Genomic DNA, 23,991 nt, shown 5'->3' with positions numbered 1-23,991 from the left:
CGCCACGGGGCTGCCCCGACGACATCGCGCGTGGGCCGGATCCGCTAGCGCGCCACGTCAGGAAAACGCGGCCGGTCCGGCTCAAGCTGGATGCCAAGCGAGTTGAGCGCAATGGAGACCATCCGGTAGCCCGCCACCGTGATCACGACATCGATCAACTCGGGAATGCCGTAGTCATCGGACAACTCCTGCCAGGTGCGGTTACTGATGGTGTCGTCGCGGTGCAGCTCATCCGTCGCGCGGATCAGCGCCGCCTCCAGTGGATCCCAGCCTGGCGCATCGGCCCCCACCGCAATGCGCCGGATCTCGTCGTCGCTCATACCGATGCGGCGCGCCACACGGACGTGCTGCGACCACTCGTACTCGGAGCCGCAGAGCCAACCGATCCGGAGAATCAGGATCTCGCGGGCGCGCGGCGTCAGTGTCGCGCCGAGCCGGATGTAGGCCGACTGCACGGCGCGCGGCCGGTAGAAAACCGGATGCCGCGCCAGCGTCGCATACAAGTTGAGGACCGGACCACCTTCGCTTCGCGGGTCGAGCAGCTCACGCACCTCTTCGCTCCACTCGCTACGCGGCATCGGGTCGAAGCGAGGCTCGGCAAGCGGCGACGGAGGCGGCCCCGCCGGCTCCATGGCGCGGCGCACGCCAGTGGGGAGCCGGTCGCCGAACCGTTCGTCCGGTTCCACCCCGAGACTGTTGGCAAGCATCGACAGCAGGATGTACTCCGCGGCAGTAAAGATCACGTCGATCATCTGCTGCGTGTTGTACCGATCGGCCAGCACCGCCCAGGTGTCATCCTGAAGCATGGCGTAGCGGTAGATCTGATCCGCCACGCGAAGCATGGCGCCGTCCCAGACCCCCCATCCGGCGTCCGTCCCTTCCGCGACACGGCGCAGGTCGGCGTCTCCCAGGCCGTAGGTTCGCGCCTCGGCCGCCAGTTCCGCCCACAGAGCCTCCGATTGGCAGAGCCACGCCAGCCGCAGCCCGATCAGGAGCCCATCCACTACGGGCACCGTCGAGCGCTGACGCAGGTAGCGAGCGAGTGGTCCGAGACCGTGGAGCGCCGGCGGATGCTGTGCCAGCTTCCGGAGCAACAGGGTTGCCTCGTCCGGATGGACGCCCCAGGTCTCTATGCCGGCACGGACATCCTCCGTCCACGCGTCGTCGTCGGGTCCGATCGGCGTAACCCGGCCCTGCCCGGCCACCGTGCCGGCCAGCGTCAGGAAAGTCAGAAGGGCGCCTGCCACAACGATTGCGCTTCTTGACACGGACCCATGATACGCCGCTCCGGCGGGACGCACCGCCGGCCGACCGGGGTCCGCACGAGTCGTCCATGGGCTGACCGCGGCCCGTGGGCTGCTAGAATCAGCCTTCCCGATGTCGGAGTTGGCTCTCTCCTCGCTCTTCTCTCTCGACGGCAAAGTAGCGCTGGTGACCGGTGGGTCCCGAGGGATCGGCCGGATGATGGCGGAAGGCCTGCTTCGCGCTGGCGCGTCGGTCTATCTCACGGCGCGAAAGTCCGGCCCGTGCGAGCGTACGGCAGCGGCGTTGTCTCCCCTCGGCCGGTGCGAAGCGCTCCCGGCGAACGTGGCCACCGCCGACGGCCGCGCCGCCCTGCTCGAAGCGTTCCGTGCACGTGAGGATCGTCTCCACATCCTGATCAACAACGCCGGCGCCGCGTGGGGCGCGCCGTACGCCGAGTATCCCGAGTCGGCGTTCGACAAGTTGCTGGATCTCAACGTGAAGGCGCCGTTTCTTTTGACCCGCGACCTGACACCTCTGCTGGAGCAGGCGGCGACGGACAACGACCCCGCCCGGGTCATCGTCGTCGGCTCCATCGACGGCATTCATGTGCCGCAACTGCTCGAAGCGGGCACGTTCGCCTACTCCGCGAGCAAGGCGGCGGTGCATCATCTGACGAAGACGCTCGCGGTCGAGCTGGGTCCTCGCCGAATCACCGTGAACGCGGTCGCCCCGGGCTTCTTCGAAAGCAAGATGACCGCGGGCATTCTGGAAGCCTACGGTCGGAACATCGTCGACGCGTGTCCACTGGGCCGGATCGGCCGGCTGGAAGACATGGCGGGGATTGCGATCTACCTCGCCTCAGCCGCCGGCGCCTATACGAACGGAGCGGTCATCCCGGTCGACGGCGGCACGCATCTCACCCGCCGTGGCGCGTCCGCGCCAACCGTGACCACCGGCTGATCCGGACGGGAGTCGAGCCATGATCTACACGAGCCCCTTCCCCACCATCGAGATTCCTCTCCGGCCGCTGCACGACATGCTGCTGGAGCGGGTCGATCAGTGGCCCGACAAGCCGGCGCTGATCGACGGTCCGTCGGGACGCGCGCTTACCTACGCCCAGTTGCGCGGCGCCGTGCGTGCCGTCGCAGGCGGTCTGGCTGCGCGCGGGTTCTCGAAGGGCGACGTCTTCGCCATCTTCAGCCCGAATCTGCCGGAGTACGCGGTCGCCTTTCACGGCGTGGCCATGGCGGGGGGCGCGGTGACGACGATGAACCCGCTCTACACCGCTGAGGAAGTGCACCGCCAACTGTCCGACTCGGGCGCCAAGTTCCTGCTCACGATTCCGCAGTTCCTCACGTCGGCCAGCGAGGGCGCCAGGGGAACTGACGTCGAGGAGATATTCGTCTTCGGCGAGGCGGAGGCGGCGACGCCGTTCGCGACGCTGTTGGGCGGAGGCGATCCGCCGGCAATAGAGTTCGATCCCCGCGAGGATCTGGTTGCGTTGCCGTACTCCAGCGGCACCACCGGCATGCCGAAGGGCGTCATGCTCACGCATTTCAACCTGGTGGCCAACCTGTCGCAGATCGATGCCGTGGAGGGGATCGACTCGGACAGCGTCCTGATCGGAATCCTGCCGTTCTACCACATCTACGGCATGACGGTGATCATGAACGCCGCGCTGCGCGCCGGGGCCACGATCGTCACGATGCCGCGCTTCGATCTGGAACAGTTCCTCGGCCTCATCCAGCAGTACAAGGTGACGACCGGCTACCTGGTGCCGCCCATCGTCCTCGCGCTGGCGAAACACCCGGCGGTCGATCAGTTCGACATCTCCTCGTTGCGCGATGTGATGTCGGGCGCCGCGCCGCTGCCCGAGTCGGTCGCGAAGGGCGCGGCGACCCGCAACAACATGCTGGTCCGCCAAGGCTATGGCCTGACCGAGTCGAGCCCGGTGACCCACACCAACCCGATGAGCCGCGAGCTGCGCATCACGTCGGTGGGGACGTCGCTTCCGAACACCGAATGGCGGATTGTCGACATCGAGACCGGAGAGGACGCCGCCGCGGGAGAGCTGGGCGAAGTCTGGGTGCGCGGCCCGCAGGTGATGAAGGGCTACCTCCACAACGAGGAGGCGACCCGCAGCATGATTGACGCCGACGGCTGGCTCCATACGGGTGACATCGGCAAGGCGGATGCCGACGGCTACCTGTACGTCGTCGACCGCCTGAAGGAACTGATCAAGTACAAGGGCTTCCCGATCGCCCCGGCGGAACTGGAGGCGGCGGTTCAGTCCCACCCGGCCGTCGCCGACGCCGCGGTCATCCCGAGTCCCGACGAGGAGGCGGGCGAGGTTCCCAAGGCGTTCGTCGTCCTCCGTCCGGGCTCGCAGGCGACGGCGGACGACATCATGTCCCACGTTGCCCGGCATGTGGCGCCCCACAAGAAGGTCCGCCGGGTGGAGTTCGTCGAGGCTATTCCCAAGGTCCCCTCCGGCAAGATCCTCCGGAGACAACTGGTGGAACGCGAGCGCGCCCGGGCGTGATCCCATGCCCTCCCCGCCGCTCACGCGGAGGCAGCTTCTGCGGGGCGCCGCAGCCGGAATCGTAGGCGCCGCGGGAGCTTCCCGCGCCCACGCCGCCGCCGGCGTCACCACCCAGCGCGATGCGGCCAGCCCGTATGCTGACGACGTGCTACCGCCTGGCGTGCGATCCCGGTTCGTCAGCAACGTTAACGGTATCCGCATGCATGTTCTGGAAGCGGGCGGGCGCGCGACCGCGCGGGCGGGCGTCCTGCTGCTGCATGGATTCCCCGAGCTTGCCTATAGCTGGCGGCGGCTGATTCCGGCCCTCGCCCACGCCGGCTATCACGTCCTCGCGCCGGACCTGCGCGGCTACGGGCGCACCGCCAGTACCGATGTTCGCTATGACGACGACCTGCGACCGTTCCGGATGCTGAACGAGGTGCGCGACATGCTCTCGCTGGTGTCGGCATTTGGCTATCGCGAGATTCATCTCGCCGGCCACGACTTCGGCTCCCTGGTGGCATCGTGGTGCGCCATCGCGCGTCCGGACGTGTTCCGATCCGTCGTCCTGATGAGCGCGCCGTTCGGTGGGACGGCGAGGCTGCCGTTCGGCACCGCCGACGGGTCACCCGGCCGCGAGGCGGCTGACGCCCCCGCAACCGATATCGACGCCGACCTGGCGGCTCTTGATCCGCCCCGCTGGCACTATCGCCGGTTCTACGCCACGCGCGAGGCGAACGATGACCTGTGGCGAGCGCCGCAGGGCGTGCACGACTTTCTGCGCGCCTACTACCACATGAAGAGCGCCGACTGGAGCGGCAATCAACCGGAGCCGCTAGGGGAATGGTCTGCCGCCGCGCTGGCCCGCCTCCCCCGCTACTACGTCCTGAACCTCGGCCGGGGGATGGCGGAGACGGTCGCCGAACACATGCCGTCGCCGGCAGAGATTGCCGCCTGCGAGTGGCTGCCGGACGACGAGCTGCGGGTCTACAGCGCGGAGTACGAGAGAACGGGGTTCCAGGGCGGGCTGCAGTGGTATCGCAGCGTGAGTTCCGTATCGTCCATTTTCGGAGGCGGCATCAACGCCGACCTCCAGGTGTTCGCCGGACGGACCATCGACCAGCCCTCGCTCTTCATCGCCGGGGCGCACGACTGGGGCATCCACCAGCGGCCGGGGGCCCTCGAACGGATGGAGACGCAGGCCTGCACCGACCTTCGCGGACTGCACTTGCTCGACGGCGCCGGCCACTGGGTGCAGCAGGAGAAGTCAGCCGAGGTCAACCGGCTCGTGCTCGATTTCCTGCGCTCCCTGTAACTGGCGCCTTGTCCGATCCGAACGGCTACTCCGGGGCCGGAAGGTAGGCGAGCCGGTCCCCGCGGTACGACCCCAGCCACATTTCATCGCCGATCTGAATGGCGGTGGTCGATGCTATGAACCCTGCCATCGCCGGTTGCACGAGGATGCGCTCGAATTCCAGCGTCTCCGGATCGATGGCGGCCACGTTGCTCGTCTCAAGCGTCGGCTCGCGGGGATCGGTGATCGAATTCCCGTCCCTGTCGGTGTGACCCGCGGCGAAGATCACGGAGCCGTCGAGCGCCATGCGCAAATTGTCGGGCCGGAATCCGAGCTGGATGACTTCCTTTTCCATCGGTGTCCGGCCGCGCGACAAGCGCGTCAGCTTCTCCTCCGCCCATCCCGCGATGTAGAGCACTTCCCCGTCCGCCGACACCTCGATGCCGTTCGCGGCGGTGTCCTCGCTCCCCGGAATAACCTCCCAGCCACTGTCGGCATGCCACTCCCAAACACCGATTCCGGCATTCGTCGTGGCGAACCCGCCTCCGGGCAGGGCGACGACCGAGTTGAGATTCGCGCCCTCGGGAGCCACCGCGCACCCGGTCCAGGTCAGGGTCGGCTGCTCACCCCCGGCATCTACCTCAAAGAACTCGATGGACTCCCGCGGGCCGTGATGAACCACCAGCAGGGTGTGAATGCTGCCGGACCCCGGATCAAGGTAGAGCCCGTGGGGCCGGGACGTTTCGGCTTCGGCGAGATCGAGCGGGCCGGGGCAGTTCGGATACCGTTCGGCATCCAGCCGGTGCTCGCTGGACGGTGTCGGGTACAGCAGGGTCGACGTCTTGTCGGCCACGTTCAGCAGGTGGATGCGGCCCCCCTCCCGAGCGCCTGACGCAATCGCCCACTCCGCCCCGGGAATCACGGCAATGTCCTCGGGACTGACCATGTCGCAGATGAACCGAACCTCTCCGACCGGGTCGCACGGGTGCTCCCCGGTGACGGCGAACTGCGGCGGGTCCGGAGCGGCGTCCGCCTCAGGTTCCGGCTCGGGAGCTGGTTCCGGCGCCGGCGCGCCGCAACCCACGGCAATCAGTGCTACCAACCCGAGCGCTGCGTACCTTGCCCTGCTCATGACGCCCCCCTCCCGGATCGCGATCGCGACAGGATAACACCGCGACCTGCACTACACTGGCATTCCCTTGGCTCCAGGTCGCAGTTGCGGATGGGTGGCGCGGCGTTGACGTCTATCGGTCGAGCTCCACGCGTCGACGCCACCCGCCTCGCGCTCGTGGCTCTCGTCGGTGCTCTTCTCTGGCTCATCCCGGTACCGGAAGGCGTGCAGCCGCGGGCCTGGCAACTCCTTGCCATCTTCGTCGCGACGATGGTCGGGATTGTCATGCGGCCGATGCCCATGGGCGCGCTCGCCTTCGTGTCGGTGTCGTTCGCCGTGCTCTCCGGAACGCTGACGATTGGCGAGGCGACCGCCGGTTTCGGCAACACCGTCGTCTGGCTGGTCGTGGCGGCGTTCTTCATAGCGACCGCCTTCGTCAAGACCGGCCTCGGCACGCGCATCGCGTACCACTTCATGCGCCTGCTCGGAAAACGGAGTCTCGGGCTCGCCTACGGTTTCGTCGCGACGGACCTGTTCCTGGCGCCGGCCATTCCCAGCAACACGGCCCGCGCCGGCGCCGTCATCTTCCCCATTGTCAAGTCCCTCTGCGTTTCCCTCGGAAGCGACGCGGCCCTCGGCACGCAGCGCCGGATCGCCGGCTTCCTGACGTTCACCGCCTACCAGGGCGTGGTCATCACCAGCGCGATGTTTCTCACCGCGATGGCCGCCAACCCGTTGGCGGCGGAGCTTGCGGCGCAGCAGGGGGTCGAGATCTCCTGGGCGCTTTGGGCCATGGCGGGATTCGTGCCCGGCGTGCTCAGCCTGCTCGTAGTGCCCCTGCTCATCTACCGCCTCTATCCGCCGGAGATCACGCGCACGCCGGAGGCGCCGGAACTGGCGCGGGAGCGGCTCCGCGAAATGGGCGCGATGTCACGCGACGAGTGGGTGCTGCTGGCCGTCTTCTTCCTTCTGCTGACCCTCTGGATCTTCGGCGGCGTGCTCGGCGTCAACGCCACCGCGACGGCGCTGGCCGGAGTGGCCGCCATGCTCGCCACCGGCGCCCTCGCATGGGACGACATCCTCAACGAACGGAACGGGTGGAACACGCTGATCTGGTTTGCCGTGCTCGTCATGATGGCGAGTCAGCTCGGCGAGCTGGGGCTCCTCGACTGGTTCACCGAGCGTGTCTCGGGCGTGCTGGGTGAACGACACTGGCTCCCGGCCTTTCTCAGCCTCAGCCTGATCTACTTCTACGTGCACTACTTCTTCGCGTCGAACACGGCCCACGTCAGCGCCATGTACGCGCCGTTCCTGGCCCTCGCCATCGTGGTCGGCACGCCGCCGGTTCTCGCCGCCCTCGTCCTCGCCTTCTTCAGCAACCTGTTCGCCTCGATGACGCACTACGGCACCGCGCCCGCACCCATACTCTTCGGCTCCGGCAACGTCGACATCGGCACCTGGTGGAAGCTCGGGGCGCTCATCAGCGTGGTGAACATCGCCATCTGGCTGGGCGCCGGGAGCCTGTGGTGGCGCCTGCTCGGTCTCTGGTGACGGCTGCCCGCCAATCGTTGGCGAGAGCACCGGAGAGGGGGAACGGACCTCACTCGGTGCGGAGAATCCGCATCGGGTCGAGCTGCATCGCCGTCCACGCGGGGCGCGTGCAGGCCGTCAGCGCCACGTGCGGCTACTGGTCGGGCTCCGACGCGGGAAACGGCGCTGCTTCCTTGACCAGCGTTGCCGCGACGGCAGAGAGTCCGAGCCGGTGATCCGCCGCGTCGATCCAGCGAATGCCGGCTTCCCGGACCGCGGCCGGCCTCGCCTTGAGCCGCACGTACACCGGCTCTATGTCAAGGTCGAAGTGCGTGAAGCCGTGGCGGATTACTTCGGCCGGCCGGACCCCGTCGATGAGATCCGGATCGATGCCGGCCTGATCCAGAAACGCGCCGACCGACTGGGCGGCATCCCGTTCCGGCGGCGACCACAAGCCGCCCCAGATGCCGTGCGGCGGCCGCTGCTCCACAAGGCAGGCGCCGTTGGGATCGAGGACGACGAAGAACCGGCTCCGCTCCAGGCGGCGGCGCCGGCGCGGCGCCCGTTCGGGATAGCGGTCGACCTCGCCCGCTATATGGGCCTGACAGTCAGTGCGGACGGGACAGTCCGCGCAGAGTGGCCGACTGCGGCGACAGACCGTCGCACCGAGGTCCATGATGGCCTGGGTGTAGTCCGCTGCGCGCTCGGCGGGTGTGTGCTCCTCCGCCAACCGCCAGAGCGCATTGAGGGTGGACGACGACGACATGGCGCCCGCGACGCGGTGGCGGCGCGCCAGCACGCGCTTGACGTTGGCGTCCAGGATCGCCGCCCGCCGCCCGTAGCCCTGCGCGACGATCGCCGCCGCCGTGGAACGGCCGATCCCGGGCAGCCGCTCGAGTGCCGTCACGGTATTCGGTATGACCCCACTATGGTCCTCGACAATCGTGCGAGCCGCGCGATGGAGGTTACGCCCTCGCGCGTAGTAGCCCAGGCCGCTCCAAAGGTGCAGCACTTCATCAAGGTTCGCGCGCGCCAGGGTTTCGATGTTCGGAAAGCGCGCCACGAAGCGGTCGAAGTACGGCAGGACCGTGCGCACCTGCGTCTGCTGCAGCATGATCTCCGATACCCAGGTGCGGTACGGCGTGCGCTCCCGTTGCCAGGGCATGTCCTTGCGGCCGTGCGCGTCCCACCAGGCAACCAGGCGATCCGCGAAGGAAGGCATGGGGCATGCTGTCATACTTCACGTGGCTCGACTGCATGCACACCCCAGCGGAAGTTCGAAGCACCATCACCGCCCGGCTGCGCAGGGCCGCCGATCCGATCCGGGCACCGCAGCAGCAACGCTACATGAAGTCGGACATGCCCTACCTCGGTGTGACCGTCCCGCGCTGCCGACGGATTGCCGGGGCGGTGTTCCGAATGCTCCCGCTGCCGAACGCCGGGGCCTGGGAAACGACAATCCTCACCCTGTGGCGCGGCGCAACCTATCGTGAGGAGCGCTACGCGGCGATCGAGCTCCTCAACTACCCTCGCTATTCCGACTGGATCGCGCCGGAGCGGGTTCCCATGATGGAGGAACTCGTCGTCACCGGCGCCTGGTGGGACTATGTCGACGCGATCGCCGGACGCGCCCTGGGAGTCCTTCTTGCCGCGCACCCCGAGCCCACGGCGGCGCTGCTGCGCGACTGGGCGGTATGCGACAACAGCTGGAAACGTCGCTCGGCCATCCTCGCGCAACTCCGCAGCAGGCGGGCGACCGACAAGCAGCTCCTGACGGACGTGATCGAGCCGTCGATCGGCGAGCAGGAGTTCTTCCTGCGCAAGGGCATCGGGTGGGCGCTGCGCGAATACTCGAAGACCGATCCGGACTGGGTGGCAGCGTTCGTCGACACGCACGCCGGCCTGTCCAGGCTCAGCCGTCGCGAGGCCCTGAAGCACCTGGAGCGCCGTGGACCTCCTGGTTCATCCGAGCCTCGTAGACCTTGACCATCGCGCTCTTGGGCTCGTCCCCGAGACCCATCTCGATCGCCGTGCGGTAGGCGGACACCATCGCCTCGACCAGAGGCAGCGACGCATCGACCTCCGCAGCCGCCTCCTGGATGTTCACGACGTCCTTGTAGGCCGCCTCCAGCGAGAAGTCGCCGTCGAACCGCCGTTCCAGGATCTTCGGCACGAAGTACTGGCTGGCGAAGCTGCGGGCATTGCCCGTGGTGAGCACCTCCGCGACCTGTTCCGGCTGCAGCCCCGCCTTCACCGCGAACGGCAGCACCTCGCAGAAGGCAGCGATATTGACGTCGTACACGATGTTGTTGACCGCCTTCATGAGCTGCCCCATGCCGACGTCGCCGCAATGGACGATGAACTCCCCCATGGCGTCGAGATACGGCCTGGCCAGGGAGAAAAGCGCGGGGCTGCCGCCGAACATCATGGTGAGCGTGCCCCGTTCGGCGCGCAGGGGCATCCCGGAAACCGGGCAATCCGCGTAGGCCAGGCCGGCGTCACGGGCCTGGTGCGCGAGGCGCCGGGCCGCGCGGTGATTCATCGTCGTGGTGTCAACGACAGCCGGGGTTCCTCCGCCGTGAACCACTCCCCCATCGCCAAAAAGGACCTCGGCGGTCTCCTTGTCGGTCGGTACGCAGAGGAACAGCAGTCCGGCCCGCTCGGCCAGCCGAGCCGGGTCAGGGGCTGCATCAGCGCCCGCCTGCGTCAGGGGCCGCACCGCTTCGGGCGCCAGATCCCACACCACGAGTGGAACCCCTGCCTTCAGCAGGTTGCGGGCCATTCCGGCGCCCATGTGGCCGAGACCGATGAAGCCGACCGTGCGGCTGTCCATGCGCGCGCAGAAGAATAGCACTCTGCGGTCAGGTGCCGGTGGCGAACCCTCCAACAACCTGGAGCCGTGCTGCATCCCGCCCGAGCACGTAGAACGCGGTGCCGTCGTCCGTCGTCCGGTCCGGCACAAAGCCGAGCCGCACCAAGACGGAGCGGGAGGCAGTATTCGGCACATCGATAGCTGCGCGGATCTCGCTCCACCCCAGCGTATGAAACGCAAACTCGCAGGCGGCAGTCGCCGCCTCCGTCGCCAGGCCCTCTCCCCAGTACTGCGGAAGCAGTCCGTACAGGAGCTGCGGCTCCGGGGGGTCGAAGAACTCGCGGAAACCGGCGAAACCGATGATCGGCGCCTGATCGCGTCTCCGCACGACCCAGAGTCCCCCGGCACCGGCCTCGAACCGTCGCGTGCTTGCCCGGATCTCCTCCGCCACCCAGTCAGTGGACACCGTGTCGCCGTCGAGCAGATACCGCCGCACGTCGGAATCGGTGAAGACCCGCAGCAAGGAAGCGGCGTCGGACATTCCGACCGGCACCAGATCCAGACGCGCCGTGCGGCAGCGCCGTCCGTGGGCAGGGTTCTCCGCCGACCCGCGCCCGCCGGCTCCCGTCACGGTGGCCGCCATCGTTGCGATCCTACCCGGCAACCCTCAGGGCAAGGTGTACTCTTGCGCACGGCGGCATCTGCGGCCATCATGGACTACTCCGGGTTCCGCACGCGACGCCACTAACGAGGAATAGGAAGTATGAAGGACCGCGCCCGACGTATGACGATGCCACCGCCCCTGCCGACGGCCGGCCTACACCTTGGCGTCGTACTGCTGCTCGCCCTGCCGCTCGCTAGCACGGTTACGCCCATTGCCTCAGCCCAGTCGGACAGCGCGCCGGCGACGGCGCCCGCCCCGCTTCGCTACGCCGAAGCGGTCGAGGAGGCGCGCACCCTGGTCCAGGCGGACATCGCCAAGCGGGACTACCCGGGCATTGCGATCGCCGTGTCGGTGGATGGCGAGACCGTCTGGTCAGAGGGCTTCGGCTACGCCAACCTGGAGCATCGGGTCCCGATGCTGCCATCGGTGAAGTTCCGCGTCGGCAGCATTTCCAAGTCGATGACCGCGGCCGCCGCGGCGAAGCTGTTCGAAGAAGGCCGCCTCGACGTCGACGCGCCGATCCAGCGGTATGTTCCCTCCTTCCCGGAGAAGGCCCATCCGATCACCACCCGGCAACTCGGCGGGCACCTGGGCGGAATCCGTCACTACGAGGGAGACGAGAACTTCATCCGCGACCCGTACCCGACGGTGCTGGACGGTCTGGCCATCTTCGCCGACGATCCGCTGCTGCACGAGCCGGGGTCCAAGTACACCTATACGAGCCACGGCTTCAACCTGATCAGCGCCGTTGTCGAAGGCGCCGCGGAACAGCCGTTTCTCGACACCATGCGCGAGTCGGTGTTCCGGCCGCTCGGCATGCGCGACACCGTCGCCGACTTCGTGACTCCCATCATCCCCGGGCGAACCAGCTACTACGTGCGCGACGCGGAGGGCCACGTGGTCAACGCGCCGTTTGTCAACAACAGCTACAAGTGGGCCGGGGGCGGGTTTCTTTCGACAACCGAGGACGTGCTCCGGTTCGCCAACGCGCATCTGGACGACGAGTTTCTCTCCGAGGCGTCGCACAAGCTTCTGTTCACCGAACAGCGGACCCGCGAGGGCGAGGGGGTGGGTTACGGATTCGGCTGGTTCATCCGGACCCGCGAGGACGGGCGGCGCCTGCTTTCCCACTCCGGTGGGTCGGTCGGCGGAACGTCGTTGATGGTGATGGAACCCGACGCGCGCGTGGTTGTGGTGGGATTGATCAATCTGACGCGCGCCGACAACGGCGTCGTGACCGAGGTGTTGGACCTGTTCATCGACGCTGTCGCCGCGGCGCGCTGAGTTCCTGCCCGCCTCTCTCGAGTAGCCCGTGCGTCCGGACGACAGGATCCCGCTGCTGATGGCACACCCGGTGCGGCTTGTGGCCGTACTCGTGCTGGCAGCTCTTCCGCTGGCGATGACCGCACGGCTTGCGGCGGCGCAGGAACCCCAGAGCTCGGAGCTGGCAGCGCCGCCCGCCAGCGAAATCGATGGTCCGCCTGCGCCGGTGCCTCCGGCCACGATCACCCGCGACGCCAACGGCCGGGCAACCGTCCGCGCCATACGGATCGATGCCCCACTGAGACTCGACGGCGTGCTGGACGAACCGATCTACGCCAGGGTCGAGCCGTTCGGCGACTTCATTCAGCAGGCGCCGGACGAAGGAGCCCCGGCCTCGGAGGCGACGGACACCTGGATCCTCTTCGACGACCAGTCGATCTACGTGGGAGCGCGCGTGTACGAGTCCGTTCCCGAGTCGGAGTGGATCGCCAACGAGATGCAGCGGGACTCCTTCCAACTCATCAACAACGACGGGTTCATCGTCGTCTTCGACACGTTCTATGACCGCAGGAACGGCTTTGCCTTCAGGGTCAATCCCATCGGAGGCTTCAGCGATCGCCAGATCACCGACGAGGGAAACCCGAATCCCGACTGGAATCCCGTGTGGGATGTGCGCACTGGCCGTTTCGACGGTGGCTGGACCGTCGAAATGGAAATCCCGTTCAAGTCGCTCCGCTTCCCCCGCGGGAGAGCACAGCTGTGGGGCATCCAGGTAGGCCGGGACATCCGGGCGCACTATGAAGAGGCGTACCTCACGCCGGTGCCGATTTCGGCCGGGCCGGGGCAGTTTCGGGTGTCGGCGGCGGGAACGCTGGTTGGTCTGGAGGTTCCGGACGGCAACCGTACGTTCGAGATCAAACCCTACGCGATAGGCTCGCTCGCCACCGACCGGACCGTCATGCCCGCGATCTCGAACGACGGCGACGGGAGCGGCGGGATGGACGTCAAGTACGGCCTCACGGAGAACCTCACGGCCGACTTCACGCTGAATACGGATTTCGCCCAGGTCGAGGTGGACGAGCAGCAGATCAACCTGACGCGGTTCAGCCTCTTCTTCCCGGAGAAGCGTGAGTTTTTTCTGGAGAGCCAGGGGATCTTCGACTTCGGAAGGGGGACCGGCTTCGGCGGGTTCGGCTCGTCGCGCGGGAATCTGACCGGTGCTCCCGGGTTCTTCGGAGCCGGCGACGCGCCGACGGTTTTCTTCAGCCGACGGATCGGCCTCGACCAGGGGCTGACCGTGCCGATTCTGGGCGGCGGGCGTCTCACCGGCAAGGTGGGCGATTTCAGCGTCGGCGCCATCAACATCCAGACCGACGACTCCCAGGTAACCGACGCCCTTGCAACGAACTTCAGCGTGCTCCGGATCAAGCGCGACATTCTTCGCCGTAGCCGCGTCGGCGCCATTTTCACGAACCGATCCGTCTCCCTGGAGGGCGAAGGGGCGAACCAGGCGTACGGGATCGACGGGGCGTTCTCGTTCTACGACAACGTGAACTTCTACGGCTACTACGCCCGCACGAACACACCCGGCCTCATAGGCGACACGGACAGCTACCAGGCCGCGTTCTCCTACGAGGGCGACCTCTATGGCCTGCTTGTCGATCATCTGCTCGTGGGCCGGAACTTCAACCCCGAGGTCGGCTTCATGCGCCGAACCGACTTCCGGCGCACCAACGTTTACGCGCAATTCAGCCCGCGGCCGCAGGGGATCGAGGCGGTTCGCCAGTTCACCTGGGGAGCGGGCCTGGACTACATCGAGAACGGCGCGGGACAGGTCGAGACACGGATTCTGCGGGGCCAGTTCCGGACCGACTTCGAGAACAGCGACACCCTGAGCGCCGACGTCCAGCAGGACTACGAGTTCCTGGTCGAACCCTTCGACATTACCGACGACGTGACGATCCCGGTCGGCGGCTATCGTTTCCGGGATTTCCAGGTGTCCTACCGCATGGGACCACAGCGTCGCCTAGCCGGCAGCCTTTCGCTGCAGCACGGCGAGTTCTTCGACGGCGACATCACCGCTGTCGGCTATTCGCGCGGACGCATCGAGGTCACGCGGCAGTTTGCTGTCGAGCCGAGCGTTTCGCTCAATCGGATCACGCTGCCCCAGGGGAGCTTCACGGCCCGGATCGCCACGAACCGGCTCACCTACACCTTCACACCCCGTATGTTCGCCAGCGCGCTGCTGCAGTACAACTCGACCAACAACGTGCTGAGCACGAACGTACGGCTCCGCTGGGAGTATCAGCCCGGGAGCGAGTTGTTCATCGTGTACAACGATCAGCGAGACACGTTCCTTACGCGGGGCTTCCCTTGGCTCGAAAACCGCGCGTTCGTCGTGAAGCTCACCCGGCTGTTCCGGTTCTGACCGGAACCGTCAGCCCACCGCGCTCGCGGTTCTCCGCAGAAATGCCGTCCAGGCGTCGCGGTAGGGCCTGCCGCCAACCAGGTACGTGTCGTTGTGCCCCGCGCCCTCGATGAGGTGGAACTGCGCGCTGCGCGCCGCCAGCTCGAACAGCCTCCGGCCGTGGGCGACTGGCACCACTCGGTCCCGGTCGCCGTGGAGGACGAGAGTCGGGACGTCGACGCTCCCGATCTTCGATTCGTTGTCCATCCGGGTGCGGACCAGGAAGCTCGGGACGAACCAGTAGTGCTCGCGAGCCAGCGCCGGCACGGAGCGGAACGGCGATTCAAGCACGATCGCCCCGACCGGCCGATGAAGCGCAACTTCGATCGCCACGGCCCCGCCCAGCGACCGGCCGAACAGGACGATATCTTCCGCCCGCACGGACCGGGCCACCACCGCGTCGTAGATGGCCAGGCCATCGCGATAGATGCCTTCCTCGTCCGGCGCCCCCTCGCTGCGGCCGTAACCGCGGTAGTCCACGAGCACGACATCGACGCCGAGCTGGTCCACGAACCACCGGGCGTTGTCCAGCCGGTGGCCGATGTTCCCGGCGTTGCCGTGGTACCAGATGAGCACCCGGTCTCCGGGCCCCTGGATCCACCAGCCATGAAGCCGCACTCCGTCGGCGGCAGTGATGGACAACTCCTGCGCGTGGAGCCCGAAGTCGGCCGGCAAGGCGGTCAGCACCGTCGTCGGGAAGAAGATGAGACGGCGCTCCTGCAGCATGAGCAGGCCCACGAGCAGGAGCCACGCGACCACCGCGAACGTCAAGAGCGACAGTGCAGTCCCGACCACGCCTCTGAAACTCACCTCCGAGGGATTCTAGCGGCCGGCCAAATCGACGCAGGCTTGACGATGAGCGAACTCGGAAGGCCAGGTTGACCGCCCCTCTCGGGTATGACACAGTAATACAGATGCAGGAAGTCCTCACGATCCGCGTACCCAGAGGCACTCGGCGAAAGCTCGAGGCGCGCGCACAGGCCGAGAAACTCACGGTAAGTCAGTACGTCCGGCGGGCCCTCGAAGCGGAGGATCTCCTGGGGGCATTCGAGGCAGCCCGCGCCGACCTTTTGCCGCAAGCCCGGTCTCAGGGCATCTATACGGACGAAGACGTCTACAGAATCGTGTCGTGAGCGTCGTCTTCGACACGAATGTCATCGTCGCCGCACTGCTCACGAACGGACTCTGCCACGAGTGTTTCCGGCGCGCGGTCCGAAGGCGCCTCCTGGTGTCATCGCCAGCGTTGCTGCAGGAGCTCGAATCGACGCTCTGCCGCAAGTTCGGTATGACCAGCGCCACCGCTGCTTTTCTGAACACCTTTCGAGCTCAGGTCAGGCTGGCCGATCCGATGCCCTTGCCGACACGAGTCTGCCGCGACGAGGATGACGACGTCGTACTGGCTACGGCGGTTGCGGCGGGGGCCGAGCGAATCGTGACAGGGGATGACGATCTACTCGTACTGGGCGCCTACGAAGGCGTGCGACTGGTGTCGCCGCGAGAGTTCCTGGAGTGGCTCGACGGGAGAAAGGCCACCCACTGAAATCGTCTTCCCGCCCGCACGAGTTCCCCGTTGAACGATGAGTGCTTCCATGCGCGCTATCATCCTCTGGGCCTTGGTGCGAAAGCGCGCCCTCGCGGGCGCGTTGGGAGTTTCGCTGGCGCGAGACTTCTACGGTGCAAGCTTCCGGCACGCGCCGCCGCGGCCCGGGGAGGAACACTGTGGCGCATAGACTTCCGCTCTCCATCCTCGTCGGCCTCCTCGCGTGCGCCATACCGCTCAGCGCCGCGGCGCAGGTCGAGTACATCGACCCCGCCGGCGGATTCACGCAGGTGGTCACCACAACCAACGCCGGGGTGAAGACGATCTTCGTCTCCGGCCAGGTCGGGCAGGGCGACACGCTACGAGAACACGTGGAATCGGCTTTCGCGGGGGTCGTGCGGCGCCTGGAGCAGGCGGGCGCGACGTCGGGCGACGTCGTCAAGATCCGGATCTTCATCAAGGACTTCGAACCGGCGCAGTATCCGACAATCGCCGAGGTACGGCTGGCCACCTTCCCGGACGAGAACCAGTGGCCGGCGAGCACGATGATCGGCGTCCGCGAGCTCGCCGTCGACTCTCTGCGCGTGGAGATCGAAGCGATCGCGGTGGTGGCCGAGTCGGGCGTCGACCTGGACATCGAGCGCTTCTCGCCGTCGAACGGCTTCAGCGGGGCTGTGGCGGTGACGGCGCACGGCGTAAAGACAGTCTACGTGGCCGGCCAGGTCGGTCCCGGCGACGGCGTCGCCGAGCAGACCGCGGCGGTGTGGCGGCGGGTTGCCCAGCGGCTTGACGCCGCGGGCGCGTCGCTCGCGGATCTGGTCAAGGCCACCACCTACATCGTCGATTTCGATCCGGAGACGGACCTGCCGGCGTATCGCGCGGGCCGCGAGCAGGCGCTGGACCTCGACGACATGCCGGCGAGCACGCTGCTCGGCATCCCGGCCCTCGCGGCCGAGCAGTACCAGGTCGAGATCGACGGCATCGCGGTGGTCGGCGCGGACGGCAACGCCGTGGACCGGGAGTTCATCGATCCCGCCACCGGCTTCACGCAGGTGGTCACGGCGCGCGGCACGGGTCCGAAGGTCGTCCAGATCTCCGGCCAGGTGGGACGACCGGGCGATTCCCTGGAGGACCAGGCCGACCAGGTGTACGGCAACCTGCGACGGCGCCTGGAAGCGGCCGGGGCGGCGCCGGAGGACCTGCTGAAGACCGTCATCTACATGCCGGATTACTCGAGGGGCGACTTCACGGTCGTCGACGCGGCGCGCAAGGCCCACGGTTTTCCGGACGATAGGGTCCCGGCGGCGACGCTGCTCGGAATCCAGTCGCTGTTTGCGAACGGTGCGCTGCTGGAGATCGAAGGCATCGCGGTCGTCGAACAGTGACGGGTTAGCAAACGGAGATCGAACCGCATGACGGACTCACGGACCGACGAGAACCAGCATCCCGACAACGACGGACGCGCCAGCATCCTGGACCGCTTCCTGAGCAGCATCGAGGCGGTGGGCAACCGGTTGCCGGACCCCGCGATTCTGTTCCTTCTGCTACTGGTCCTGACCTGGGTGGCGTCGGCCATCCTGGCGCCGATCGAGTTCGCGGAAACACATCCCCGGACGGGTGACCCGCTGCGGATCCAGAACCAGTTGACCGGCGCCGCGTTGACTCAGTTCATGGTCCGGATGGTGCCGACGTTTACCGGGTTTCCACCACTGGGCGTCGTGCTCGTCGCACTCCTCGGTGTCGGCGTGGCGGAAAAGACGGGCTTCATCAACGCCGGCCTCAAGACGATTCTGGGTGTGACATCGCGCAGCCTGCTGACACCAATGCTGACGCTGGCGGCCATCGTCAGCCATACGGCGGCCGACGCCGGGTACGTACTGGTGATTCCGCTCGGCGGCGTGATCTTCTACGCGGCGGGCCGGCACCCGCTGGCCGGCATTTCGGCGGCCTTCGCCGGCGTCTCGGGCGGTTTCTCAGCCAACTTCATCCCGTCCGGGATCGACCCGTTGCTTCAGGGCTTCACGCAGTCGGCGGCGCAGATCCTGGACCCCGAACGACTTGTCAATCCGTTGAGCAATCTGGGCTTCACCGCCGCGTCGTCGCTGCTCGTGATCGCGATCGTCTGGTACTTGACCGACCGCGTTATAGAACCCCGCCTGCAGACGACGGCCATCGATGGGGATCCCGACGCCATGCCGAAGATGGAGGAGCTGACCGCCGAAGACCGGCGCGGCTTCCGTGCCGGCGTGGCGGCGCTGTTGGCGGGACTCGGTCTGTTGGGCCTGGCCATGCTGCCCGGCGGTTCGCCCCTGCGCGCGGAGGACGGATCGTTGACGAGCGTCGGCGCGCCTCTGATGGGCATGATGGTGCCGCTGATCTTCGTCCTGTTCGTGATTCCGGGCGTGGTGCACGGCTACGCGTCCGGAACCGTCAAGACCCATCGCGACGTCGTCGCGGGCATGACTGACGCCATGGGGACCATGGCGTACTACCTCGTCATGGTCTTCTTCGCGGCACAGTTCATCGCCGCCTTCAACAGCTCGAACATCGGCCTGCTCATCGCTCTCAAGGGGGCGAACTTCCTGCGCGACCTGAACCTCTTTCCGCAGGTCACGATCATCGGCATCATCTTCCTGACCGCAGTGGTCAACCTGTTCGTTGGCTCGGCCTCGGCCAAGTGGGCGCTGCTCTCCAGCATCTTCGTCCCGATGCTGATGGACCTGGGGATTGCCCCCGAGCTGACGCAGGCCGCCTACCGCGTCGGCGACAGCGTAACCAACATCGTGACCCCGCTGATGCCATACTTCCCCCTCGTGGTCGTGTTTGGCCAGCGCTATGTCAAGTCGACCGGCATCGGCACCGTGGTGTCACTGATGCTGCCCTACGCCGCCGTGCTGCTGGTCACCTGGACGCTGTTCCTGGTCGGGTACTGGCTGGTCGGCCTGCCCCTCGGCATTCAGGGCGCGTACGTCTATCCGTGAGGTAGCTAACCGCCAGAGTGCGGGTCCGTCGTCACTCGATCGCTGCGACCGCCTCCTCCAGGCGCGCGAGCAGATCCCCCCGTCCAAGGGCTTCCTCAAACTGGCCCAGCAGATCCCTTGCCTCCTCCAGATCCACCTCGCCCCCCGCCAGCAACGAGCGGAGGTCGTCGAGGTCCTTGCCGCGACCCGCAAGCACCTTCATCACGGCGAGATCCGTGGCGTGCGCCACGGGCACCTCGACGCCATCGATGGCGACACGGCTCGCGCGGTCGAGCGCCATCGTTTCCAGACCCGACCCCGCAACCACGAGATCGACCTCCATACCCGACGAATGCACAAGGGGAACGACAGCCCCCCGGGCAAGCAGGTCATCCGCCAGATCCGGGTGACGGTGGCGCAACCCGGCGGACTCCAGTGACCTGACCAGTGCCTGAATTCCCGTTCGCTCCACCTGCACGGTGATGTCGATGTCCTGTGTCGCGCGTGGGGCGCCGCGCACCGCTACGGCCTGGGCGCCGAAGACGAACCACCTCAGCCCGCGTTCGTCGAGCATCCGGCGGAGAACATCGAGAACTTCAGCGACGGCCGACATGGGCAGCCCGATCCAGGAGAGCGCGGACGCGTTCATGAGTCGCAAGGTCGTCACGGCGAGTCGCTTCCGTCGGCCAGTCGGGCCGTGTCCTCCGTGCTGCCTCGTAGAGATCGATCGCAAGCCGGATCTTCTGCTCCACTGGCAGTCTGGCCCGGCACCCGCGCGCCAGTCGTTCGGGAGTGCCCCAATCGCGGGATGCGTAGCTTCGCAGCTCCGCGGCATCAGGCCGTGACACCAAGAGCCTCCATTTCGCGCCGCGCCCGCACCGATGGTAGACACGAATCCATCTCGACATCCTGCCACCGCACGACGTCGCCCGCACGGACAGGCCGGTTCAGCACCACGCCGTGGGCGAGCCCGATCGGCAGCGCGCCACGGTCGAGGGATGTCCGCGCCGGAAGCAGTTTGCCGTAGACGGTGAACCCGCCCTCGCCGTCGAGAATCTCCCCCACCGCGAGATCACGCTTCGCGGTGGCGACCACATCGGCGACGAACTCGCGGGTGGCGCCGGTCGGCTTGCCGAGCAGGCCCGCCGAGAGAATCGACACGTTCAGCTCCAGCCCGATGAGGTGAAACGGCTTGTACATCGCCGAATAACGCCCCGTCGCGTCGGTGTTCATCCCGTACTGGCGAAAGCAGGCGGCGGTGTAGTCGTTGGGCGCCTCGATCACGACGTAGACGCCCCACCGCAGGTCGTTGGGGACCGGCCGGCCGTCCCGCTCGATCGACGACACCACCTCGACCTGCCCCTTGTGGTGAAGCTGGCCTCCCTCCTCCGACGGCCGCAGCACGTGCGCGAGGTCGTGCTGTCCGCACGGCGGGAACCGCAGCCCATCCGGCGGTGGCGTCAGGCCGGTCGCGTTCGCTATGGCGGCCATCTCGATGGCGGACTTCGTGCCGTCCAGGAACGAGTTGAACATTCGGCTGTTCATGCCCGCCGCCACGGCCTCCGCTACGGTGAGCCCGTAATGGTCCCACACCGTATCCGGCGTCGAGGCGTGGTACGCCGGCAGGTACTTCGTTCCCTTCCCCGCCGCCACGACGTCGAAGCCGGACGAACGCGCCCACTCCACCAGCTCGCATGTGAGGGCCGGCTGATCGCCGTAGGCCATCGAATAGACCACGCCAGCCGCGCGCGCCTCCGTGGCCAGCAGCGGCCCGGCCAGCACGTCCGCTTCCACGTTCACCATCACGATGTGCCGTCGCGCCGCGAACGCGGCGCGGGCATGCCCGATGCCGGCCGCCGGATCCCCGGTCGCCTCGACCACGACATCGACGCCATCGTCGCCGATGGCATCCACCGCCTGGTCCATGAACCGCGTCGCCGCGAGACATCCCTCGCTCCAGCCGACGGCGCGGCAGGCGTTGCGGGCGCGATCGGGATCCAGGTCGGCGATCACGGACACTTCCACTCCCGGTGTGGATGGCGCCTGGCTCAGGAACATCGAGCCGAACTTGCCGGCGCCGATCAGGGCGACGCGAACCGGTCGGCCTGAGTCGGCGCGCGCACGAAGCTCGTCGTGGAGATACATCGAGCCCCGATCAGGCCGTCGCGCCGGCCCGCACGAGCTCGGCGAGACAGTCGTCGGCCAGCGGAACGATGGGCGCGAAGTCGCGATGTGCGATCCACGCCGCCCGCTTGAACCGTCGGATGTGGTTGTCGACGTGACAAAGTGAGAGGTAGACGATGCTGCGGCTCAACGGGCTGATGTTCGGCGGGCTCGCGTGGACCAGGGTCGACGCGAAGACGATCACGCTGCCGGGGGGCCCGGTCGGTGCCGCACATCCGCCCCGCTCCGCAAGGCGCGTCACCGTGGCGCGATCAAGAGTCCAGAGAGGATAGCTGGTCGTCTCCAGATCGTGGCCGGCGTCGAACACTCCCTGCCGGTGGCTCCCCGGAAGGAACAGCAACGGCCCGTTGGCAGCCGTCACCTCGTCGAGGAAAACCGCGATGTTCATCGCTCGCGGCTCCGGCATCTCGTCGTCCCGATGCCAGGTGCCGAAGTCCTGATGCCACTGCCAGACCTCGCCATCGAACGCCGCCTTGGCATTCACCTTGTACTGGTGCATGTAGACCGGCCCATCGACGAGTTGCATGACCGGCTCGACCAGGCGCGGGTGGCGTCCGAGGCGCCGGAACGCCTCGTTGTAGGTGTGCGCGGCAAACGCGGTGCGGGCCACGCCGCTCGACTCGCGCCACACCTCCTCGCGGTCCAGCGCGTAGACATCGTCCGCGGCGGCCCGCAGCATCGCCGCTTCCTCCCTCGAAAAACGTGACGGGAAGAAGAGATAGCCCTGATCGTCGAACCGGGCGAGCTCGTCGGCGGTCAGCTTCATGCTCGTGCTCCCTCCCCTCGCGTACACTGGGCGCCATGCCCAACGCCGCGACCGTCACGAAGTTTACGTGGAACGAGATGCCCCGGGAACGGGTCACCAACCGCATCGACCGTCGGATCGTCTGCGGCGAGAGCACGATGGTGGCCCACGTCTACCTGCAGAAAGGCGCAGTCGTGCCCGAGCACTCGCATCACAACGAGCAGCTCACGTACATCCTGAAGGGCAAGCTCCGGTTCTGGGTCGGCGCCGACCTGTCCGAGGTCTTCGACGTCGCCGAGGGCGAGGTGCTCCATCTGCCGTCGAACGTTCCGCACAAGGCCGAAGCACTCGAGGAGACTCTCGACGTCGACATCTTCAGCCCGCCGCGGCAGGACTGGCTGGACCACACCGACGACTACTTTCGGGATCAGTAGCTCGCCGACAGCCCCCGAGTCGCTACCCGGCAACCCGAGCCCACTGCGATGCGTGAACTCAGCGACTTCCGCGTCCTCACGTTCGATTGCTACGGCACGCTGATCGACTGGGAAACGGGAATCTGGGACGCCCTGCAGCCATTGATTATGCAGAACGCCGCTTCCGGTGTGACTCGCGAGGTCGCACTGCGCGCCTTCGCGGAGAGCGAGGGCCGCCAGCAACAGGCAGCGCCGGACCTTACCTATCCGGACGTGCTATCCCGCGTGCACCACGCCATCGCCGAGCACTTCGGGCTTCCAACCAGCAACATGCTCGACAAGACGTTCGGCGCCTCCGTGCCTCACTGGCCCGCGTTCCCGGACACCGCTGACGCGCTGCGCATTCTCAAGCAGCATTACCGACTCGTCATCCTCTCCAACGTGCACCGCGACGGCATCGCTGCCTCGGGCCGCAAGCTCGGTGTCGAATTCGATGCCGTCTACACGGCCGAGGAAATTGGCTCCTACAAACCCGCCGACGCCAACTTCGAGTACCTGCTGGCCCATCTCAAGGCGGATTTCGGCATGGGTCCGACCGACATCCTGCACACGGCCCAAAGCCTGCACCACGATCACGCACCGGCGAACCGTTTCGGGCTCGCCAATGCCTGGATCGACCGGCAGCGGCTCTCGGAGGGTGGAAGCTGGGGAGCTACGGAACCGGTTCCGACCATGCCGTCCACCAACTTCGTGTTCTGCTCACTCGGCGAGATGGCCGACGCGGCATCTGCCGCCTTCGCCATTTAGGAACGCGGTCGCCCCGCTACCAGAATCACCACCGCGGCGGCGGCAACGTGCTGCACCATGAGGGTGACGACGGCCGGAACGGTGGCGCCCGGAAAGGCCTCGCTGCCCACGTCAGTCAGCAACCAGAAGTCGGGAAGCAGCGAAAGTAGCAGGGCGGCGATGGCAATCCGGCGAAACAGTTGGACCGGGCGCGCCGACCATCTGTCGATGGCAAGTGCGACCGTCAACCCGGCCACGACGCCGACGGAGGTCAGGAATACGGTCGGTCCCGCGACCGCCAGCGGTTGAAACTCGGCCGGAATGTCCAGGGTCATGATCGCCGCCGCCCGCACCGCCAGAGTGGCCGCCACCGCGGCGAGAACCGTTCGCAGCCATATCCTCCAGGCGCCAGCTCCCGTCGCTGCCAATCGGTCGGCATTCATGGATCACCCTCCC

Annotated in this window: 23 protein-coding genes; 13 read left to right on the top strand and 10 right to left on the bottom strand. The window is 67.1% G+C overall.

What is annotated here, in order from left to right; translation table 11 throughout:
- Nucleotides 1-44 precede the first annotated feature (44 nt).
- Nucleotides 45-578, bottom strand: a complete 534-nt coding sequence (locus tag F4Y45_07685; GenBank protein MXY24388.1) for a carboxymuconolactone decarboxylase family protein — start codon at nucleotides 576-578, stop codon at nucleotides 45-47.
- Between the two features lie 799 nt (nucleotides 579-1,377).
- Here F4Y45_07685 and F4Y45_07680 point away from each other — a divergent pair.
- The 3 genes from F4Y45_07680 to F4Y45_07670 are packed head-to-tail and all read left to right on the top strand — an operon-like array spanning nucleotide 1,378 to nucleotide 5,081.
- Nucleotides 1,378-2,205, top strand: a complete 828-nt coding sequence (locus tag F4Y45_07680) for an SDR family oxidoreductase (protein MXY24387.1) — start codon at nucleotides 1,378-1,380, stop codon at nucleotides 2,203-2,205.
- Nucleotides 2,206-2,224: 19 nt separating this feature from the next.
- Nucleotides 2,225-3,787 carry a 4-coumarate--CoA ligase family protein gene (locus tag F4Y45_07675; protein ID MXY24386.1) on the top strand — a complete coding sequence of 521 codons (1,563 nt, stop codon included), beginning with the start codon at nucleotides 2,225-2,227 and terminating at the stop codon, nucleotides 3,785-3,787.
- 4 nt (nucleotides 3,788-3,791) lie between these two features.
- The gene (locus tag F4Y45_07670) at nucleotides 3,792-5,081 is read left to right on the top strand and encodes an alpha/beta hydrolase (protein ID MXY24385.1); all 1,290 of its coding nucleotides are present in this window, start codon (nucleotides 3,792-3,794) and stop codon (nucleotides 5,079-5,081) included.
- 25 nt (nucleotides 5,082-5,106) lie between these two features.
- Here F4Y45_07670 and F4Y45_07665 read toward each other — a convergent pair whose 3' ends face one another.
- Nucleotides 5,107-6,192: a hypothetical protein gene (locus tag F4Y45_07665; GenBank protein MXY24384.1), complete on the bottom strand. Its 1,086-nt coding sequence runs from the start codon at nucleotides 6,190-6,192 to the stop codon at nucleotides 5,107-5,109.
- Between the two features lie 90 nt (nucleotides 6,193-6,282).
- Here F4Y45_07665 and F4Y45_07660 point away from each other — a divergent pair, with 90 nt between their 5' ends.
- On the top strand, nucleotides 6,283-7,722 hold the full coding sequence (locus tag F4Y45_07660) for an anion permease (GenBank protein MXY24383.1): 1,440 nt from the start codon (nucleotides 6,283-6,285) through the stop codon (nucleotides 7,720-7,722).
- A 133-nt stretch (nucleotides 7,723-7,855) separates the two neighbouring features.
- Here the strand turns inward: F4Y45_07660 and mutY are convergent, their stop codons facing one another.
- Nucleotides 7,856-8,938, bottom strand: coding sequence for an A/G-specific adenine glycosylase (gene mutY / locus F4Y45_07655; GenBank protein ID MXY24382.1), 1,083 nt, complete (start codon nucleotides 8,936-8,938; stop codon nucleotides 7,856-7,858).
- Between the two features lie 20 nt (nucleotides 8,939-8,958).
- Between mutY and F4Y45_07650 the strand changes: the two genes are divergently transcribed.
- A complete protein-coding gene (locus F4Y45_07650; GenBank protein MXY24381.1) occupies nucleotides 8,959-9,687 on the top strand; it encodes a DNA alkylation repair protein in 729 nt (242 codons plus the stop codon).
- Here F4Y45_07650 and F4Y45_07645 read toward each other — a convergent pair.
- Together F4Y45_07645 and F4Y45_07640 are read right to left on the bottom strand one after the other, a co-directional pair.
- Nucleotides 9,614-10,708 (bottom strand): NAD(P)-dependent oxidoreductase, encoded by a 1,095-nt coding sequence (locus F4Y45_07645; GenBank protein ID MXY24380.1) that lies wholly within the window; start codon nucleotides 10,706-10,708, stop codon nucleotides 9,614-9,616. The genes F4Y45_07650 and F4Y45_07645 overlap by 74 nt on opposite strands.
- Nucleotides 10,563-11,156, bottom strand: coding sequence for a GNAT family N-acetyltransferase (locus F4Y45_07640; GenBank protein ID MXY24379.1), 594 nt, complete (start codon nucleotides 11,154-11,156; stop codon nucleotides 10,563-10,565). Before F4Y45_07640 ends, F4Y45_07645 begins: the two co-directional genes overlap by 146 nt.
- 120 nt (nucleotides 11,157-11,276) lie before the next feature.
- On the opposite strand from F4Y45_07640, the gene F4Y45_07635 reads away from it, so the two are divergent.
- Entirely contained in the window at nucleotides 11,277-12,461 is a 1,185-nt protein-coding gene (locus tag F4Y45_07635) for a beta-lactamase family protein (protein MXY24378.1), read from the top strand.
- Between the two features lie 58 nt (nucleotides 12,462-12,519).
- Nucleotides 12,520-14,868, top strand: coding sequence for a carbohydrate binding family 9 domain-containing protein (locus F4Y45_07630; GenBank protein MXY24377.1), 2,349 nt, complete (start codon nucleotides 12,520-12,522; stop codon nucleotides 14,866-14,868).
- A 9-nt stretch (nucleotides 14,869-14,877) separates the two neighbouring features.
- Here F4Y45_07630 and F4Y45_07625 read toward each other — a convergent pair whose 3' ends face one another.
- Complete coding sequence (locus tag F4Y45_07625) at nucleotides 14,878-15,717, bottom strand: alpha/beta hydrolase (GenBank protein MXY24376.1); 840 nt, start codon at nucleotides 15,715-15,717, stop codon at nucleotides 14,878-14,880.
- A gap of 104 nt (nucleotides 15,718-15,821) precedes the next feature.
- Here F4Y45_07625 and F4Y45_07620 point away from each other — a divergent pair, with 104 nt between their 5' ends.
- The 4 genes from F4Y45_07620 to F4Y45_07605 are packed head-to-tail and all read left to right on the top strand — an operon-like array spanning nucleotide 15,822 to nucleotide 19,428.
- Nucleotides 15,822-16,040, top strand: coding sequence for a hypothetical protein (locus tag F4Y45_07620; GenBank protein ID MXY24375.1), 219 nt, complete (start codon nucleotides 15,822-15,824; stop codon nucleotides 16,038-16,040).
- The gene (locus F4Y45_07615; protein MXY24374.1) at nucleotides 15,953-16,447 is read left to right on the top strand and encodes a putative toxin-antitoxin system toxin component, PIN family; all 495 of its coding nucleotides are present in this window, start codon (nucleotides 15,953-15,955) and stop codon (nucleotides 16,445-16,447) included. The genes F4Y45_07620 and F4Y45_07615 overlap by 88 nt, the downstream gene beginning before the upstream one ends.
- A 41-nt stretch (nucleotides 16,448-16,488) precedes the next feature.
- On the top strand, nucleotides 16,489-17,832 hold the full coding sequence (locus F4Y45_07610) for a hypothetical protein (protein MXY24373.1): 1,344 nt from the start codon (nucleotides 16,489-16,491) through the stop codon (nucleotides 17,830-17,832).
- A gap of 27 nt (nucleotides 17,833-17,859) precedes the next feature.
- Nucleotides 17,860-19,428 (top strand): AbgT family transporter, encoded by a 1,569-nt coding sequence (locus F4Y45_07605; GenBank protein ID MXY24372.1) that lies wholly within the window; start codon nucleotides 17,860-17,862, stop codon nucleotides 19,426-19,428.
- Between the two features lie 31 nt (nucleotides 19,429-19,459).
- Here F4Y45_07605 and F4Y45_07600 read toward each other — a convergent pair whose 3' ends face one another.
- From F4Y45_07600 to F4Y45_07590, 3 genes are read right to left on the bottom strand one after another with little or no spacing between them, the layout of a single operon-like run.
- A complete protein-coding gene (locus F4Y45_07600) occupies nucleotides 19,460-20,242 on the bottom strand; it encodes a hypothetical protein (protein MXY24371.1) in 783 nt (260 codons plus the stop codon).
- On the bottom strand, nucleotides 20,242-21,552 hold the full coding sequence (locus F4Y45_07595; protein MXY24370.1) for a flagellar biosynthesis protein FlgA: 1,311 nt from the start codon (nucleotides 21,550-21,552) through the stop codon (nucleotides 20,242-20,244). The genes F4Y45_07600 and F4Y45_07595 overlap by 1 nt, the downstream gene beginning before the upstream one ends.
- Before the next feature lie 10 nt (nucleotides 21,553-21,562).
- A complete protein-coding gene (locus F4Y45_07590) occupies nucleotides 21,563-22,357 on the bottom strand; it encodes a proline hydroxylase (GenBank protein MXY24369.1) in 795 nt (264 codons plus the stop codon).
- Between the two features lie 35 nt (nucleotides 22,358-22,392).
- On the opposite strand from F4Y45_07590, the gene F4Y45_07585 reads away from it, so the two are divergent.
- Complete coding sequence (locus tag F4Y45_07585) at nucleotides 22,393-22,770, top strand: cupin domain-containing protein (GenBank protein ID MXY24368.1); 378 nt, start codon at nucleotides 22,393-22,395, stop codon at nucleotides 22,768-22,770.
- A 48-nt stretch (nucleotides 22,771-22,818) separates the two neighbouring features.
- Nucleotides 22,819-23,556, top strand: coding sequence for a haloacid dehalogenase type II (locus F4Y45_07580; GenBank protein ID MXY24367.1), 738 nt, complete (start codon nucleotides 22,819-22,821; stop codon nucleotides 23,554-23,556).
- Here the strand turns inward: F4Y45_07580 and F4Y45_07575 are convergent.
- The gene (locus F4Y45_07575; GenBank protein MXY24366.1) at nucleotides 23,553-23,978 is read right to left on the bottom strand and encodes a hypothetical protein; all 426 of its coding nucleotides are present in this window, start codon (nucleotides 23,976-23,978) and stop codon (nucleotides 23,553-23,555) included. The two genes, F4Y45_07580 and F4Y45_07575, sit on opposite strands and share 4 nt — an antisense overlap.
- Nucleotides 23,979-23,991: the final 13 nt, after the last annotated feature.

This window comes from Acidobacteriota bacterium, from assembly GCA_009838525.1.
Classification (GTDB): Bacteria; Acidobacteriota; Vicinamibacteria; order Vicinamibacterales; family UBA8438; genus VXRJ01.
The sequence above is the reverse complement of the archived record's forward strand: the minus strand, read 5'-3'. Positions and strand labels throughout refer to the sequence as shown.